Here is a 16,014-nt window from a genome sequence, read left to right on the forward strand (position 1 = left end):
CTACCGCCCGATGGTCGGACGGCCCTGCATCAGCCCGCGCCTGATCACCCTGTGGTGATCACTTCGGCGCGAGAATCATCGTCATCGACTTGCCTTCCATGGCCGGCGCGCTTTCGATCTTGGAGAGATCGGCCAGTTCCTGAGCCACCCGATCGACCACCAGCTTCCCGAGTTCGGGATGGGCGATCTGCCGGCCGCGGAACATCAGCGTGACCTTGACCTTGTTGCCTTCCTCGAGGAATCGGCGGGCATGCCGCGTCTTCGTCTCGAAGTCGTGATCGTCGATCCCAGGGCGGTACTTGACCTCCTTGAGATGGATCACGTGCTGCTTCTTCTTCGCGAGTCGTGCCTGCTTGGCCTGTTCGAACTTGAACTTGCCGAAGTCCATGATGCGGACCACGGGGGGCCGAGCAGCCGCCGCCACCTCCACGAGATCGAGCCCGAGGTCCTGCGCCATGGCCAAGGCCGCATCGACTTCGAGAATGCCCAGCTGACTGCCGTCGGCACCGATCACGCGCACGGGGCTGATCCGGATTTGCCGGTTCACCCGAGGCGGACGCTTCGTCGAATCCTGAATAGTGCGTACTCCGGTAGAAGAAACAGAAAACGCGAACCCCGGTTGCGGAGTTCGCGTCGTGATCGCCCACACGACCGGCGTGCGTGCACACGGGTCGAGGCGATGGCGATGAACTCCAGCAGCACACCTCGCGACTGCGCGTCGATCGAGGGCCGAAGGGTGGGAGGGGCATCGATGCCACTCCACTTCTCAGTTGTTGAGGGCCCGCGGCCAAAAGCCACGGAATCCCAGTCAGGGAAAGCTAGACGCCTGAGCCCGGAGGTCAACCCCCGCGCCCCGGCCCGTCAGGATTGTCCGGACTACCCGGCGAGGTGATAGGCCTTGCCGTCGAAGGCCACCCGTCCAAATCCCGTGTGGGCGTCGTGCTCGAAGCAGAGCAGCCAGTCTTCCCTGAGCGCGTCAGCCAACAGCGCGCGCTTGGACTCCAACGTGACCAGCGGCTCCACGTCGTAGCCCATGATCCATGGCAGCGGCAGATGGTGCACGGTTGGCACCAGGTCGCCCACAAAACACAGTGTTTCGCCGGCGGAACGCAGTATCACACTCTGGTGATGCGGCGTGTGGCCCGGCGTGGGTCGCACCGTCACCCCCGGAAGAATCTCTCGTTCCCCCTGCACCAGGTCGAGACGTCCGCTGGCCGCCACCGGCGCCCAGTTGGGCGGAAAGTACGACGCGGTGGTGCGCTCGTTCGGATGCTCGGCATAGGCAAGCTCGCCAGCCTGCACCACATAGCGGGCATTGGGAAACGTGGGAAGCACTTCGCCCTGCGGCGTGCGCCAGGTGTTGCCTCCGGCGTGATCAAAATGCAGATGGGTGTTGATCACCCACCGCACATCGCCGACGTCATGGCCCAGGGACCGGAGGCCGTCTTCCAACGCCGTGCGCCCCTCGGCCCCGGCATTCTCGATGCCATAGATGTCGTGGAACTTGTCCGTTTCCTTGTTTCCCGAGCCGGTGTCGAGCAGCACCAACCCATCCTCATGCTCGATGAGCAGACAGCGCATACCCAGCGGAATGCGATTGCGCTCATCGGCTCCAATGCGGCGCGACCAGAGCGTCTTGGGCACGACGCCAAACATGGCGCCGCCATCGAGCTGCTGCCCGCCGGCCTGAATGGCGTGCACGCGCACGCGCCCCACCTGGCGGGTTTCGACTGCAGGCTGCGGAACACTCACGCGGAAGAATCCTCAGAGGACGGAAGGGGAAAGGCACGCCGACGCCGATCGGCAGCGGTGCGGCGACGACGCGCGGTGGGGCCCTCGACGTGGCGCTCGAGCGCCGGCCAGTCGGTCAACCCCTCACGCTCGGCGAGCACCAGCATGCGCTGCAGCGCGCGCGCCGTCGCTACGGCGTCGCCTTCTGCCCGGTGACGCGCCTCGATATCGATGCCGAAGTGCCGCGTCACGTGATCGAGCGAGCGGCGCGACAACTCCGGCACGAGGGCGCGCGCCATGCGCACCGTGCAAAGCCGCGGCCCATGCAGTTCACGTCCCGTGCTGCGCCGCAGTTCTTCGCTCACGAAGCGCCAATCGAAGGACGCGTTGTGCGCCACGAACACCGCACCCTGCAGCCTGGCCTGCACCTCGTCGGCCACCTGCCGGAACACCGGCTGGTCGCGCACCATCTCCCAGGTGATCTGCGTCAACGAGGTGATGTAGGGCGGAATGGGGCGTTCCGGATTGATGAGCTGGCTGAACACCTCCACGACCTCGCCCCCCCGCACCGTGGCAATGGCAATCTCGGTGATGCGGTCCCCACCGCTGGGCCGGGTCCCTGTCGTTTCCACGTCCACCACCGCCCAGGTGATGTCGTGCAGAGCGGGCCCCGCCTGGGTCTCTGCACGCCGCGTCTGGGCCCTGCCTGGTCCGAGCCCCTGCTCCGACCTGCCGGCCGGCACATGTGTTGCCGGACCGGTGCCCGGCAAGGTCTCCGAGAGGATGCCATGTGCGGCGGGTGTACCGGCGGCCGCGGCCAGGGCCCAGTGCCCACTGGCCAAGCGGACAAACTCGGGGTGGGAACCCAGCAGGGCCTGGGCCATGCGTTCCGCCGCATCCGTCTGCAGGCGCTGGACCTGGCAGACGTCGCGCATGAGCGTGAGCGGGTCGAGCGGCCCATTCGCCAGGCAGCGGGCAGCACGGGCCGAGAGCGTGGTGGGGCGTGGGGTGACATGAGTGCCGAACACCTGGGCAAGATAGCGGCCGGACCGGAAAGGGTGCTGGAATTGGGGAAGGCATGCCCCTAAGTTTGTGAAGAATTTCACAAGCCTCCGCATCCCGTGAAGCGTATCGCCGAATCCACCGTCCGCCGGCTCTCGATGTACCTCCGCTACCTGGAGGACCTCGACACCCGCGGTCAGCAAACCGCCTCGAGCGACGAACTGGCTCACCTCTGCGGGACCACCCCCGCGCAGGTGCGCAAGGACCTGTCATTCTTCGGGTCGTTCGGCAAACGCGGGCTGGGCTACCCGGTGCACGAACTCACGGCGCACCTGCGCGAGATTCTGGGGCTCGAGCGCGAGTGGAAGGTGATCATCGTGGGCGCCGGAAAGATCGGCGCGGCGCTGGCCAACTATCGCGGATTCCGCCAGCGCGGCTTCACCATCGTGGGCGTGTACGACAACGACCCCAACAAGGTTGGTCAGCCCTGGGGTGAAGCCATCGTGCGGCCCATGGATGAGTTGGCGCGCGACGTGGCCCGGGAAGACGCCTCCATTGCCGTGCTGGCCATTCCCTCAGAGGACGCGCAGGCGGTGGTGGACCTCGTGGTGAATGCCGGCGTGCGGGCCATCCTCAACTTCGCGCCGGCGCAGATCACGGTACCGCCGCATGTGTCGCTCAAGTCGGTGAACATGGCAATGGAGCTCGAAGGCCTGTCCTTCGCCCTCACCAACGGCACCGACCTCAGTCAGGGCGCGGCCTGAGCGCCAACGCGCGCACCACGCGCGCAAAATCGGCGGGCGCGAGCGTTTCGGGACGCGCCTCCGCCGCAATGCCACACTCGGTGCAGAGTGCCTGCGCCGACTCGGCATCCAGATGCGCCACCGTGCGCAACACGCGCACCATCTGCTTGCGTCGCAGGCCGAACGCCGCCAACACGAAGCGGCGAAAGCGCTCCTCGAATTCCGGTTCGATATCCGGTGTGGCGCGTGGCACCAATCGCACGACCGCGCTGTCCACGGCGGGCGGTGGATTGAACGCACCCGGTGGAACGCGACGCAGCAACTCCACATGCACCACGGCCTGCAGATTGACGCTCAAGGCCCCGTAGGTCTTGTCGCCCGGTGGCGCCGCCATGCGCTCCGCCACTTCCTTCTGCACGAGGTACACGGCCACCTCGGGACGCGGCAACGCGAGCGCGTGAAAGATGATGGGTGTGGTGATGTAGTACGGCACGTTGCCGGCGAGCACAAAGGGCCCGTTCGCCAGCGGTGCGAGTGGCTGATCGAGCACATCCCCCTCGACGATCTCCACGCTGTCGCGGCCCTCGTATCGCATACGCAAATGCTGCACGAGATCACGATCCACTTCCACCGCCACCACTTTCGCCGCGCGCTGCACGAGCAGATCGGTCAGCGCACCACGCCCTGGTCCGATTTCCACGACGGTGCGCTGCGACACATCGCCCAACGCGTCGGCAATATCGGCCAACACGCGGGTGTCGCGCAGAAAGTGCTGCCCGAAGCGCTTGCGCGCCTTCGGCAGATCCCGGGGCTTCATGGGCGATCCACCACGACCACCGTCCAGTCATCACGCAGCGGCGCACGTCCCACGTGGGCTTCTACCTGCGCGAACACCGATTCGAGCAGCTCATCCGGTGTTGCCGTAGGCGGGGCGGCCGCCAGCAGATCGAGCACGGCCTGTTCACCCAGACGGCGCCCCTGCTGATCGCGCGCATCCGACACGCCATCAGTGAAAAACACCAGGCGATCGTCGGGCCGCCAACGCACCACACACTCCTCCACCGGATCCTCGGTAAAGCCAATGGACGGTGCAACGGCGCCGAGGCGTGTGAGTTCCCCATCACGGCCGAGTCGGAACGCGTGAGGATGTCCAGCATTGGCGTAGCGCAGCTCACCGGCCCGACTGTCGATGACCGCATAACACATGGCGATCGACATCTCCGTGGACGTGAGCTCATCACGCAGCGATCGCTGCACGGCGTCCACCGCGATGCTTGGGTCAAACGCCGCCTGCACATGAATGGCCGCCGCGCTGAGTGCGAGCGCCATCACCAACGCCGACTGATAGCCATGACCGGAGACGTCGCCAATCAGCACCCCGGTGCGGTCGCGATCGAGGCGGGCCAGCAGGAAGAAGTCACCACCGACGCTTTCCGCCGGCACCACGCGCGCGGCGGCCCGTGCTTCAGGCTGCACGACCGTGGGGCTGGGCAAGAGCTTGAGCTGCAGCTCGTGCGCCAGTTGCATCTCTCGCTGGAACTGCTGACGCTCGACGGCCGCTCGCACCAGTGTGGCATTGTGCATGGCGGTTCCCACTTGCGTGCTGACCGCCGCCACCAGCTTGCGATCACCGGCCGTGAATGGCGTACCGTTGTGACGGCCCGCGAGGACCAGCACGCCGAGCGGCACAGCCACGCCGTCTGCGCCGCGCCGTGAGGGCACCGGAAAGGTGCCCGTGATTCCGAGGCCGGTACTGGGGCGCGTAATGGCCACGGCCATGAGCGCGGCGCCCCGCCCCGCCAGAATGGGGTCCGCCGCCGGTGCTGCCCCCGCGTCGACCGTGCACGCGCCACCAGAGCGATAGGCACGCACCGCGATGTGTTCCTGCGCCTCGAGCGACACCGGTGTGTAGTCGAGGTCGCCGAGGCCAAGCGTGGCAATGGGTGTGAGCGTGTGCGCGTGACGATTGGTCTGCAGGAACACCGCACGCCGCGCGCCGACCGTGGCCGCCAACTCACCAAGCAAGGTGTCGGCCACACTCTCCACCGACGTGGTGCCGCCAAGCAGCTCACCAATGGCATAGAGAAGATTGATCTCCTCATAGCGCTCGACGAGCTCGGTCGTAGCCCCATCGCGTTCGTGTGCCAGGCGATGAATGAGCGGGAACAGTCGACCGAGGAATTGATCGGTCTCCGGCGCGTCGCCGGGTTCGACCATCAGCCAGCCAACGCTTTCGCCGGTGTTCACGAGATGCGCCTGCAGCCCCTGGCCGCGGGCCCAGGCCGACACGTCCCACGCGCCCACCCCGGCTTCGGTGCGTTCGGCAAACTCCGCACTCGTGCCGCCAAGCAACACGGGGTGCGGAGGGGTATCGCGTCGTTCCCAGAGGGCCGCCTGTCGCCCAGTGGCCTCGTGAAACGCGGCCAGAAGGGCTGCGACCTCACTCATGTGCGATACAGAACCAGACGCAGCCGATGCTCGCCGGTCTCGGGGCGCTTGTCATTCTCCACACGATCCATCAGCGACCGCATGAGAAAGACGCCGCGCCCATCTTCCCGCTCGAACCAGTCGTCGTCGTCGGGCGACTGCTGCACGGCGGCAAGGTCGAAACCGCAGCCCTGATCGCAGACTTCGACCAGCAATTGCTCCACACTGACCTGCACCGCCACATGCACCGTCAGCGTGTCCTTGCACGCGTTGCCGCGGAGGATGGCGTTGGCCAGCGCCTCGGTAACCGCCACGGGCACATTGAGACTGCAGTGCCGCTGAGAGAATCCGGCGGCGCGACACAGTCCCACGATATCGTGCACGACCGGCTCGATGCCCTGCACGTCCGACGCGAGACGCCACTGGCGCACCGTCACACTGAGCATCTCACCCTTGGGCGAGCTACCGCTGCGATCGGCAGGCACGGAGCGAACGGCGCGGGAGGCCACGGTCTGCTGCTGGGAGTTCAGCGGGCCGCCACCGCGTCAGCGCGCGTGGCAAAGAGCGGGAACAGCGCATCGAGGCGGGTGAGCTCGAAGAGGGTCCGCAGCTCGTCGCTGAGGCCGACCAGACGCAGATCGCCGCCCGCGTCCCGGAGACGTCGGCTGAGGGAAACCAGCGCGCCGAGCCCGGAGCTGTCGATGTAGCTGGCATCGGTGAAGTCCACGACGACGGTGCGCGCCCCCTGCTCCATGGCGTCCAGCACCATCTGCTTGAACTCCTGGCGGTTGGTGACGACCAGTTGGCCCTGGACCGTCACGATCGTCACGTCGTTGCTGTGTTCAAGCGAGAAGCTCATGCGGAACTCGGGCTACGGGGTCAGCGGCGCTGCCGGCTCCCCCGCCTGGAGAGCCGTAATTGCCGCCACATGTACAATGTCGTCAGCGGTCGCCCCCCGTGACAAGTCGCTGCAGGGCCGGGCCAGGCCTTGGAGGATGGGGCCGATGGCCGTCGCATGGGCCAGGCGCTGGGTGAGCTTGTAGGCAATGTTGCCCGCGTCCAGCGAGGGAAAGACCAGGACATTCGCCGTCCCGGCGGCGGCTTCCCCGGCGGCCTTGCGCCGGGCGATCTCCGGGATGAGGGCCGCATCCGCCTGCAACTCGCCAGAGACCACGAGGTCGGGCGCGGCCTCACGCACCAGGGCCAGGGCCTCCCGCACGCGGCTCACCGAGGGCCCGTCCGCGCTACCCATCGAGCTGTAGGACAGGAACGCAACCCGTGGCACATCGCCGACAATGCGCCGCCGCGCCTCAGCCGCGGCCAGAGCGATATCAGCCAGTTGCCGCGCGGTCGGGTCGGGCACGACCGCACAGTCGGTGTAGGTGAGCACCTCGGGTACTTCGCTGCGAAAGGGCGGCACGAGCAGATAGAACGACGACGACACGGTGCGCACACCCGGCGCCGTACCAATGGTCCAGATGGCCGCACGGAGGACATCGGCCGTGGTGTGCACCGCGCCGGCCACACAGCCGTCTGCGTGCCCGAGCGCCACCAAGCTGTCGGCGAAATAGAGCGGATCACGCGCAAGCCGCTCGGCATCCTCGCGTGTGAGTCCCTTGGTGCCACGACGCGCCAGCAAGTGCGCCACGACCTCCTCGGTGATCGGATCATGCAGCGGATCGAGGATCTCGCCGGATGAAGGCACCACGCCCGTGGGTGCATCGCCGCGCCGCACCAGCACCGGCTGGACCGAACCGCGTTTGGCCAGACGCAGTACCGCCTGTACCGTGCGTGGATCGGTGGCCTCAGGAAACAGGATACGCCGCGGCCGACGGCCCGCGCGCTCATGCAACGACTCGAGAAACGCCTCCGACGCGGCCGTCACGATGCCTGTTCCGGCGCGGACGTGGGAAGTGGCGCCAACTCACCGGCCGCCCGCATGGCGGCGTAGCGTGCCATGAGGGCCTCGCCCACCAGGGGGTGCACGAGCCCGGAGACATCCCCGTTGAAGCGCGCGACTTCACGCACCATGCTGGAGCTGATGTAGGTGGTATCGAGCGACGGCGTCATGAACACGGTTTCGAGTTCAGGACGCAGGTGACGATTCATGAGCGCGATCTGGAACTCGTACTCGAAATCACTCACGGCGCGCAGCCCCCGCACGTTGACGCGGGCGCCGGTATCCCGCGCGAAGTCCACGAGCAGGCCGCGAAAGCTGCGCACCTCGATGCGCGGATCGTTGCCGGTAACCTCGCGGATGAAGCGCATGCGCTCCTCCACCGTGAACAACGGCTGCTTGTTCACATTGTGCGCCACGGCCACGATGAGCCGATCCGCAAACGTGAGGGTGCGCTTGATGAGGTCCTCGTGTCCGTGCGTGACCGGATCGAAGGAGCCGGCGTAGAGAGCCACCAGCGGCCGACGATCGGTCGAGGTGGTGGGGAGTGGGCCGGTGTCAGTCATCACGACGGAACACGAAAAAAGGTGAGCGCAGTGCTGCCATAGTTTCGGGTTTCCCCAATGGCCGGCAGCGTAACGGACGCGGCGTGTTCAATACCGAGAATGGCGGCAAATGGTTGCGCAATCCACTGGGCCGCCAGTGCCTCGGCGACGCCCGACGCATACGGCGGATCGGCAAAGGCGACGTCATACGCGCCTTCGCCAAGCTTCTGGACAAAACGCAGCGCCTCATCACGCACGATGCGCGCGCCCTCGTGTCCCCCCAGTGCGGCGAGGTTCTGTTCCAGCACACGCAGCACACGCGGCGACTGCTCCACGAACTCGCAGGACGCCGCGCCACGCGACAGCGCTTCCAGACCCAGCGCGCCGCTGCCGGCACAGAGGTCGAGCACCCGCGCTTCGGGCAGCACCGGATGCACGATACTCATCCAGGCCTCCCGCACGCGATCTCCGGTGGGGCGAACGGTTTCTCCGGGCGGCGCCGTGATGCGGCGGCCCTTCCAACGACCGGCAATGATGCGCATGCTCAGCGCTCCATGGGACGAATGTCCGCCACACGCAACTGCAAGCGCGAGTTGCCACGGTACTCGTCACGTTCGATGCGGAACGCCAACTCATGCTCCCGGTCCAGTGGCAACTGCGACGCCTTGTCCGCCAGCCCCCAGCCAATGCCATCGAGTGTACCCGATGGCACATCGAACGAGAGTCGCAGACCATCGCTGCCAACACGACGTGGCGCCGACGCCAGCCGCGTCCCGCGGGCCCGGAACATCGGCGCGGGATTGCCCACACCGAACGGTTCAAAGTGTCGCACGTACTTCTCGAGTTGTTCGTCCACCGCGTCAAGATTGAGGTCGAGGTCGACACGAAGCTCAGGCACGAGGTCTTCAGCGGAGAGACGCTGGCGCGCCACCTCGTCGAACTGCGCGGCGAACGCCGGCAGATGCGCTGCGTCCATGGTGAGGCCCGCCGCGGCGCGGTGCCCGCCAAATCGCTGGAAGTGTACGCGACAGTCGGACAGCGCCGCGTGCAGGTCAAAGGCGGAGATGGATCGTCCCGAGCCCTTGCCGATACCCTGGTCCACCGCCACCAGCACCGCCGGCCGCGCCGTCTGCTCCACCACCCGCGAGGCCACGATGCCGATCACACCGGCATGCCAGCCTTCGGCCCAGAGCACGTGGGCATAGCGATCGCGCGCCGCTGGGTGATCGAGTTGACGCAGGGCGTCATCGAGCACGCTGCGATCGAGGGCCTGACGGGCCTGATTGAGTTCCTCGAGCTCACGCGCAATGTGCAGCGCTTCGTCTTCCTGCTCGGCGAGCAGCAGCCTGAGCCCCAGCTTGGCATCCGCAATCCGTCCGGCCGCATTGAGACGGGGCGCCAGTACAAATCCCACCCGACCCGCCGTGAGCGGCTTGCCGTCGAGGCCCGACGAGCGCATGAGCGCGCGCAAGCCGGGATGCGTGGTGTCCGCGAGCACGCGAAGACCGTAGCGCACCAGGACGCGATTCTCGCCGCGCAGCGGCGCCACATCGGCAATCGTGGCCAGCGCCACCAGGTCCAACTGACGCTGCGCCAGCGCCGGCGAGGCGCCGAGCGCGTCACACAGCGCGAGCGCCAGCTTGTAGGCCACACCAACTGCGGCGAGATCCTTGTCCTCGTGCGTGCAGTCGGGATGCCGCGGATTGCAGATGGCGTAGGCGGCCGGCAGCGGCCCACCAGGCAGGTGATGGTCGGTGATGATGACATCGATGCCGGCGCCAACGAGCGTGGCCACGGGCTCAATGGCCGACGTGCCGCAGTCGCAGGTCACCACCAGCGTGGCCCCTGCGCGCAGCGCGGCCTCCACACCAGCGGTGCCCAGGTCGTAGCCATCGGTGAGTCGATTGGGAACAAAAGGTACCACCTTCGCGGCACCAAGCCCGCGCAACACCCGCGTCAGCAACGCGGTGGAGGCCATCCCGTCGACGTCGTAGTCGCCGTGCACAAAAATGGTTTCGCCGGCGCGAATGGCCTCGGCGAGACGCGACACGGCCCGAGGCAAATCATGCAGCGTGTCTGCCGGGGCGAGCATGTCGAGACGAGGCCGGAGAAACCGCTTGGCCGACTCCGGCTCGCCGTGACCACGCGCCGCGAGCAGATGACAGACGGCCTCCGGCAGGAGCAGTGCGTCCTGCAGCGCCGCCACGTTGCTGGATTGCGGCGCCGGCACCACCGACCAGCGCGGAGTGGGCCGCGGTGAGGCGGAGGCCACCCGTTGGCCGCTACGAGAGGAAGAGAAAGACGTGGTCACGAGGGCAATCTACCAAGCGGTACGGCCAGACGCGCCTGCGGCACGTGTTCACCCCTTGCCGCGGCCACGCCCTCGCGTGGAACGCATGGGCTGGATGCCACGGATCTCGGCCTGAAGCTGCAGGTACTCGCGCAGGTAGCCGTTCTTGGCCTCGACTTCCGTCTCCTGCTGCATGGCCTGGCGCACGTCATCCATCCTTGCCTCGAGGACCCGAACATCGAGCTTCTTGATGCTGAAGCCGATGTCCGCCGACTCGATATCCAGCGGCGCGCCTTCGGTCATTACCCGCAGTGCGGCGAAGGCCTCCGGGCTGAGTCGATCGGCTATGCGTTCGAGCTCTTCGTCCAGCGGGGCGTGCAGCAACACATCGAACAGCTCCCGGTAGCGCGCGTCACGGAAACTTTCAGGCGGGTGCCGTTCCGCCACGCGCTCGGCGACGCCGCGATCCACCAGCATGGCGCGCACCAGCGCCCGCTCCACCGGTTCGTCGCGACTCGGGCGCGGCGGAATTGCCGTGGCCTGCCACTCCGGCCCCTGAGCCTTGCCGCGCCGTCCGCCCTTCCACGGCGGCTTTGCCTCGCCTGGCGGTGGAGGCAACGGAGCCGGTGCGGCTTCAGTCTCGGTGTCGAGATACTCCGGCGGTGGCCCGTCGAAGGGCGGCGGGCTTTCGCCATCGTCGGAGCGCATGAGCCCCGTTGGAGGCGCGGACCGCGCACCACCCGACGTCATCCGGCGATCACGATCGGGCAACGCGTCCGCTTCCGCTGCCAGCGTCGCCTTGTCCAACTGCGTGACGGCGGAAAGTCGCGCGAGATACAAGTCGCGTGTCAGCGGCGCCTTGGCCGCGCGAATGGTGGGCAGCAACTTGTCGATGGCGTTGCGCCGTTGCCGCAGATCGGCAAACCAGCCTCGCCGCTCAAGCAACTGCACCTGACGATCGAACAGGTCGATGGCCTGCCCCAACTGCGTCTCCATGGCCGTGCGTCCCTGTTGACGCACGAAGGAGTCCGGGTCTTCACCATCCGGCAGCGACACCACACGCACCGTGGCCTTGACGCGCAGCAGCTCCAAACCTGATCGGAACGTGGCCTTCTGGCCCGCTTCGTCGCTGTCGTACAGCAAGAACACTTCCGAGGCATAGCGCATCAGCAACTGGGCCTGCTCTTCGGTCAGCGCGGTGCCCAGCGGAGCCACAACCTCCTCGATACCGGCGAGCGCCAGCCGTATGGCATCGAGATACCCCTCGACGACGATGGCCCGGCCCGCGCGTCGCATGCTCTGCTTGGCCGTGTGCAGCCCGTACAGCGTGCGCCGCTTCTGGAAGACGGTGGACTCGGGGCTGTTGAGATACTTGGGCGTATCGTCGCCCATGGCGCGCCCGCCAAACCCCACCGGCCGTCCCAACTCGTCGTGAATCGGAAACATGACGCGGCCACGAAATCGCAGGCGCGGTTCGCCTTCGCCTTCGCGCTGCACAAGCAGTCCCGCCTCGAGCTGGCGTGCATCATCGGCGCCCAGTGCGTGCAGGTAGCGTCGCAGGGCCTGCGCGTCACGCGGCGCAAAGCCAAGACCGAAGCGCTGCCATGCTGTCTCGTCGAGACCACGCGACTGCAGATACTCGCGTGCGGCACGACCTCCGGCTTCGTCCCGCAACTGCTGCTGAAACCACTCGGACGCTGCCGCGAGCACTTCGTAGTTGGGCGCGTTGGGATCCGGCGCCTGGGCACGGCGCGGCGCATCCACCACTTCGATGCCCACCTTGTCGCCGATGTACTTGACGGCCGAGGGCCAGTCGAGCCCGAGGCGCTTGCGCACGAAGGTGAACACGTCGCCGCTTTCGTGACAGACGAAGCAGTGATAGCTGCCGTGCGACGGTGAGACCGAAAAGTTGGGATTCTTGCCACCATGAAACGGACAGGCGCCACGCCACGTGCCGCCCGAGCGACGCAACGGGACGAACTCGCCGACAATCTCCACGATGTCGGCAGCCTCCCGTACGCGTTCGACCGTTTCGTCGGGGATCACGTTTGGCGCGCCGTCACGCGAGCTCGGCCACAGTCACGCCTGCCCCACCCTCGTTCCACGCACCGAGTCGATAGCCGGTCACGCGTGTGTCCTTCTTGAGCATCTCCCCCACGCGCTGCCGCAGCGCGCCCGTGCCCTTGCCATGAATGATGCGCAGCTCGCGCAGGTCATTTCGCACGGCCGCGTCGAGCGCCTGCAACACCTGGTCATCCACCTCATCGATACGCAGACCGCGCACATCCACCTCACGCACCGGCTCCACCTCGGCGATGTCACCGGAAAGCGCGATCTTCACCATGGGCGGCGGCGCGGCCTTGCTGTGCGTGAGTTGACGCAGTGGCACCGTGAGCGTGAGTGAGCCCACCATGACGCGCGCATCCTGCCCGCGCACCGACACGACACGACCGACCTTGTCGCCGAGCGTACCCACCAGCACGTTGTCGCCTTCACCAATGGGACGCGGCGCGGCAACGGCAGGCGTGGCAACCGGGCCAGCCTGTCGACGTTGTGCCTTGGCGCGGTCACGTTCGCCGCGCTGCTCGACCACCAGCGCTTCCTGCCCCTGACGCGCGGCTTCCTGCTCAATCGTGCGCCGTGCGGCCCGCGCGGCGTCATCAAGCGAGGAAGCGCCCTGCTCGGATGCCGTGGACGGAACGGCCTGCGCCGCGGACTTCACCGCCGCAATGGCCTCTTCCAACTGGGCGCGGGCTTCGAGCAGGAACTGCCTTGCCTGCTTGCGCGCGTTGCGCTCCGCTTCACGTTCGCGCTCGCGCACCTTGAGTTCGCGGTCAGCCACGGACGCCATGCGCGAGCGGGTACGCTCCTGCTCCCGTTCGAGTTGCTGTTCCCGGTCGGTCAGCACGGCCTCCCGTGCCTCGACGTCGGCCAGCAGCACGGCGAGATCCCGTTCGCCCTGCGGCAGTTTGTCCTCTGCCCGCTGAATGACCGCTTCCGGCAATTGCAGGCGCCGCGCGATGCTGAGACCGTAGCTGCGCCCCGGCACCCCCTTGAGCAGGCGGTACGTGGGCGCCAACTGCACCGCATCGAATTGCAGCGACGCATTCACCACACCGGGCACGTCGGTCGCGAGCAGCTTGAGTTGCCCGAGGTGCGTGGTGGCCAGGGTGAGCGTGCCGCGCGCGGTGAGCGTTTCCAGAATGGCACCACCCAACGCCGCGCCTTCCGAGGGATCGGTACCCGAACCCAGTTCGTCCACGAGCACCAGTGACGCCGGGGTGGCCGACTCGAGGATTTCCCCGAGATTCTTGAGATGCGCGCTGAAGGTGGAGAGACTGGCTTCGATGCTCTGCTCGTCGCCGACATCGGCAAAGACGTCATCGAACACGGGCAGACAGCTGTTGCTGCCCACCGGCGCCGGCACACCGGCCTGCGCCATCATGCACAGCAATCCAATGGCCTTGAGCAGGACGGTCTTGCCGCCGGTGTTGGGGCCTGACACGAGCAGCGTGCGTTCCTCGCGCTCCATGGTCAGATCAAATGCCACGACGGGCACACCGCTGGCGAGCAGCAGCGGATGTCGTCCGTTCACGATGCGCAGCCCATCGGCCGGTGTGCAGAACTCGAGTGGCGCGCAGTTGGCGCTCAGGCTGTAACGTGCGCGGGCGTAGAGCGCGTCGAGGGCCACGAGCGCGTGCCAGGCCTGCAACATGGCTTCGTGATACGGATGCAATTCCTCCGTGAGCTCACGCAGCACCTTCTCGACTTCGCGTTGCTCCTCGAGTTCCAGTTCGCGCACCCGATTGCCGAATTCCACGGCGGCCGGCGGCTCCACGAAAATGGTGGCACCCGTGCCGCTGCTGTCGTGCACGATGCCGCCCACATAGCCGCGCGCCTCGCGGCGCATGGGCATGACCCAGCGTCCGTTGCGCATGGTGACCGAGAGATCACTGACCTGGTGATGCGGCTCGAGCTTGCCCATTTCGCGCTCGAGCAGGCGTACCAGCTCGCCTTCGGCCTGACGCAATTCGCGCCGCGCTCGGCGCAACGTTGGCGACGCGTCATCGCGCACGGTACCGTCATCGGCGATGGCGCGCTCAATGGCCTCCTCACGCGCGCGCAGATCGACCAGTTGCGAGGCGTAGGCCGCGAGGTAGGCCATGGTAATGGCCGGCCTGCGCGGATCGCGCAGTGCCTCACGGGTGCGGCGGGAGGAGCGCAGCAGTGTGGCGCCCTGCAACAACTCGTGAGCTGTCCAGGTGAGGCCGGGGATGCGCAGGCGCTTGAGCGCCTCACCGAGATCGGGGATGTTTTCGGTCGGCCACCCGAGTTCGGAAAGAATGAGCGAACGCAGTGCCGCGACGCGGGCGTGTTCGGCTTCAATCCACTCCCGATCCGTGCGCGGCGCCAACGCGCGCACGGCGGCGGCGCCGGGTGCGGACGAGGCGTGGCCCGCCACATGGGCGAGAAGCCGGGAGTACTCGAGAATGCCGAGGGCGTGCGCGTTCATGGGTGCTGCACTTCAACCTGGAGGCGGGCACGCGATGAGCCAGCCAGGGTGGCCGGCCAATGCCGGCGCAGGGCGGATCAGCCCCGGGCGGCCAGCACGTCGCGTGCGATGGCGTTGATGATACTGCCGTCGACGCGGCCCTTGAAGAGCGGCATGACGCGACCCATGATGGCACCGATGTTGGCCGCTCCGCCCTGCACCGCCGCCTCAACGGCCGCTCGCACCTCGGCGGGATCGACCTGCGCGGGCATGTAGGCCTCAAGCGCTGCGGCCTCGGTCTGCTCCTTCTCGAGCAGTTCGCTGCGGCCGGCCTTCGCGTACAATTCGGCGGATTCCTTGCGCTTCTTGATGCCCTTGCGGATCACATCAAGGACATCGTCGTCGGTGACCTCCCGACGCAGCTCCAGCGCGCGATTCTTGACCTCGGCAATGACCATGCCGAGCAGCATCACGTGGTCCTTCCGCTGGTCCCGTCGGGCGGCCGCCTGATCGCCCTGCAATCGCGCCAGCAGCGGAGCTCCCTGAGGGGCGCTGCCGGCGTCCACGGGACTGCTCACCCCTGCCGGGTGCGACGGTTCTTACGGACAGCCGCGTTCATCTTGCGCTTGCGGCGCTCCGACGGCTTCTCGTAGTGACGATGCTTGCGCAGGTCGGACAGGATACCGGCCTTCTCGCACTTCTTCTTGAAGCGCTTGAGCGCACGCTCGAAATTCTCGTCCTCGTGGATGATGACTTCCGACAAACTCGACCTCGGAGGTGTTCGCGCCGTGACGCGAATGGAGTGATGGAACCGCGAAAAAGCCCAATGTGGCAGGGTAGCCTTTAATGCTAGACAAGACAGCCACTTGGGTCAAGGACCGTGACGC

General features: G+C 67.0%; 16 protein-coding genes. 1 reads left to right on the forward strand and 15 read right to left on the reverse strand.

What is annotated here, in order from left to right; all coding sequences use genetic code 11:
- Positions 1-58: 58 nt before the first annotated feature.
- The 3 genes from infC to B2747_RS16575 form a co-directional block, all read right to left on the reverse strand.
- Positions 59-649: a translation initiation factor IF-3 gene (gene infC / locus B2747_RS16565; RefSeq protein ID WP_343125917.1), complete on the reverse strand. Its 591-nt coding sequence runs from the start codon at positions 647-649 to the stop codon at positions 59-61.
- 227 nt (positions 650-876) lie between these two features.
- Positions 877-1,752, reverse strand: a complete 876-nt coding sequence (locus B2747_RS16570) for an MBL fold metallo-hydrolase (protein WP_291163457.1) — start codon at positions 1,750-1,752, stop codon at positions 877-879.
- Positions 1,749-2,759 carry a 3'-5' exonuclease gene (locus B2747_RS16575; RefSeq protein ID WP_291163460.1) on the reverse strand — a complete coding sequence of 337 codons (1,011 nt, stop codon included), beginning with the start codon at positions 2,757-2,759 and terminating at the stop codon, positions 1,749-1,751. Before B2747_RS16575 ends, B2747_RS16570 begins: the two co-directional genes overlap by 4 nt.
- 93 nt (positions 2,760-2,852) lie before the next feature.
- On the opposite strand from B2747_RS16575, the gene B2747_RS16580 reads away from it, so the two are divergent.
- Positions 2,853-3,497: a redox-sensing transcriptional repressor Rex gene (locus B2747_RS16580; protein WP_291163462.1), complete on the forward strand. Its 645-nt coding sequence runs from the start codon at positions 2,853-2,855 to the stop codon at positions 3,495-3,497.
- Here the strand turns inward: B2747_RS16580 and rsmA are convergent.
- The 12 genes from rsmA to rpsU all read right to left on the reverse strand — a co-directional run bounded on the left by rsmA (position 3,478) and on the right by rpsU (position 15,890).
- The gene (gene rsmA, locus B2747_RS16585; protein WP_291163465.1) at positions 3,478-4,293 is read right to left on the reverse strand and encodes a 16S rRNA (adenine(1518)-N(6)/adenine(1519)-N(6))-dimethyltransferase RsmA; all 816 of its coding nucleotides are present in this window, start codon (positions 4,291-4,293) and stop codon (positions 3,478-3,480) included. The genes B2747_RS16580 and rsmA overlap by 20 nt on opposite strands.
- Positions 4,290-5,924: a PP2C family protein-serine/threonine phosphatase gene (locus B2747_RS16590; protein ID WP_291163468.1), complete on the reverse strand. Its 1,635-nt coding sequence runs from the start codon at positions 5,922-5,924 to the stop codon at positions 4,290-4,292. The genes rsmA and B2747_RS16590 overlap by 4 nt, the downstream gene beginning before the upstream one ends.
- A complete protein-coding gene (locus B2747_RS16595; protein ID WP_291163470.1) occupies positions 5,921-6,412 on the reverse strand; it encodes an ATP-binding protein in 492 nt (163 codons plus the stop codon). The genes B2747_RS16590 and B2747_RS16595 overlap by 4 nt, the downstream gene beginning before the upstream one ends.
- A 17-nt stretch (positions 6,413-6,429) precedes the next feature.
- Entirely contained in the window at positions 6,430-6,762 is a 333-nt protein-coding gene (locus tag B2747_RS16600) for an STAS domain-containing protein (RefSeq protein ID WP_291163473.1), read from the reverse strand.
- A gap of 12 nt (positions 6,763-6,774) precedes the next feature.
- Entirely contained in the window at positions 6,775-7,788 is a 1,014-nt protein-coding gene (pta, locus tag B2747_RS16605; RefSeq protein WP_291163476.1) for a phosphate acetyltransferase, read from the reverse strand.
- On the reverse strand, positions 7,785-8,366 hold the full coding sequence (gene coaD, locus B2747_RS16610; RefSeq protein ID WP_291163670.1) for a pantetheine-phosphate adenylyltransferase: 582 nt from the start codon (positions 8,364-8,366) through the stop codon (positions 7,785-7,787). The genes pta and coaD overlap by 4 nt, the downstream gene beginning before the upstream one ends.
- The gene (rsmD, locus tag B2747_RS16615) at positions 8,366-8,887 is read right to left on the reverse strand and encodes a 16S rRNA (guanine(966)-N(2))-methyltransferase RsmD (protein ID WP_291163478.1); all 522 of its coding nucleotides are present in this window, start codon (positions 8,885-8,887) and stop codon (positions 8,366-8,368) included. Before rsmD ends, coaD begins: the two co-directional genes overlap by 1 nt.
- A 2-nt stretch (positions 8,888-8,889) precedes the next feature.
- Complete coding sequence (gene recJ, locus B2747_RS16620; RefSeq protein ID WP_291163481.1) at positions 8,890-10,656, reverse strand: single-stranded-DNA-specific exonuclease RecJ; 1,767 nt, start codon at positions 10,654-10,656, stop codon at positions 8,890-8,892.
- Between the two features lie 48 nt (positions 10,657-10,704).
- Positions 10,705-12,681: a DNA primase gene (dnaG, locus tag B2747_RS16625; protein WP_291163484.1), complete on the reverse strand. Its 1,977-nt coding sequence runs from the start codon at positions 12,679-12,681 to the stop codon at positions 10,705-10,707.
- A gap of 13 nt (positions 12,682-12,694) precedes the next feature.
- Positions 12,695-15,148: an endonuclease MutS2 gene (locus B2747_RS16630; RefSeq protein WP_291163487.1), complete on the reverse strand. Its 2,454-nt coding sequence runs from the start codon at positions 15,146-15,148 to the stop codon at positions 12,695-12,697.
- Between the two features lie 77 nt (positions 15,149-15,225).
- The gene (locus B2747_RS16635; protein WP_291163490.1) at positions 15,226-15,705 is read right to left on the reverse strand and encodes a GatB/YqeY domain-containing protein; all 480 of its coding nucleotides are present in this window, start codon (positions 15,703-15,705) and stop codon (positions 15,226-15,228) included.
- Complete coding sequence (rpsU, locus tag B2747_RS16640) at positions 15,702-15,890, reverse strand: 30S ribosomal protein S21 (protein WP_291163493.1); 189 nt, start codon at positions 15,888-15,890, stop codon at positions 15,702-15,704. Before rpsU ends, B2747_RS16635 begins: the two co-directional genes overlap by 4 nt.
- Positions 15,891-16,014 lie beyond the last annotated feature (124 nt).

The sequence above is a fragment of the Gemmatimonas sp. UBA7669 genome (assembly GCF_002483225.1).
Lineage (GTDB): Bacteria > Gemmatimonadota > Gemmatimonadetes > Gemmatimonadales > Gemmatimonadaceae > Gemmatimonas.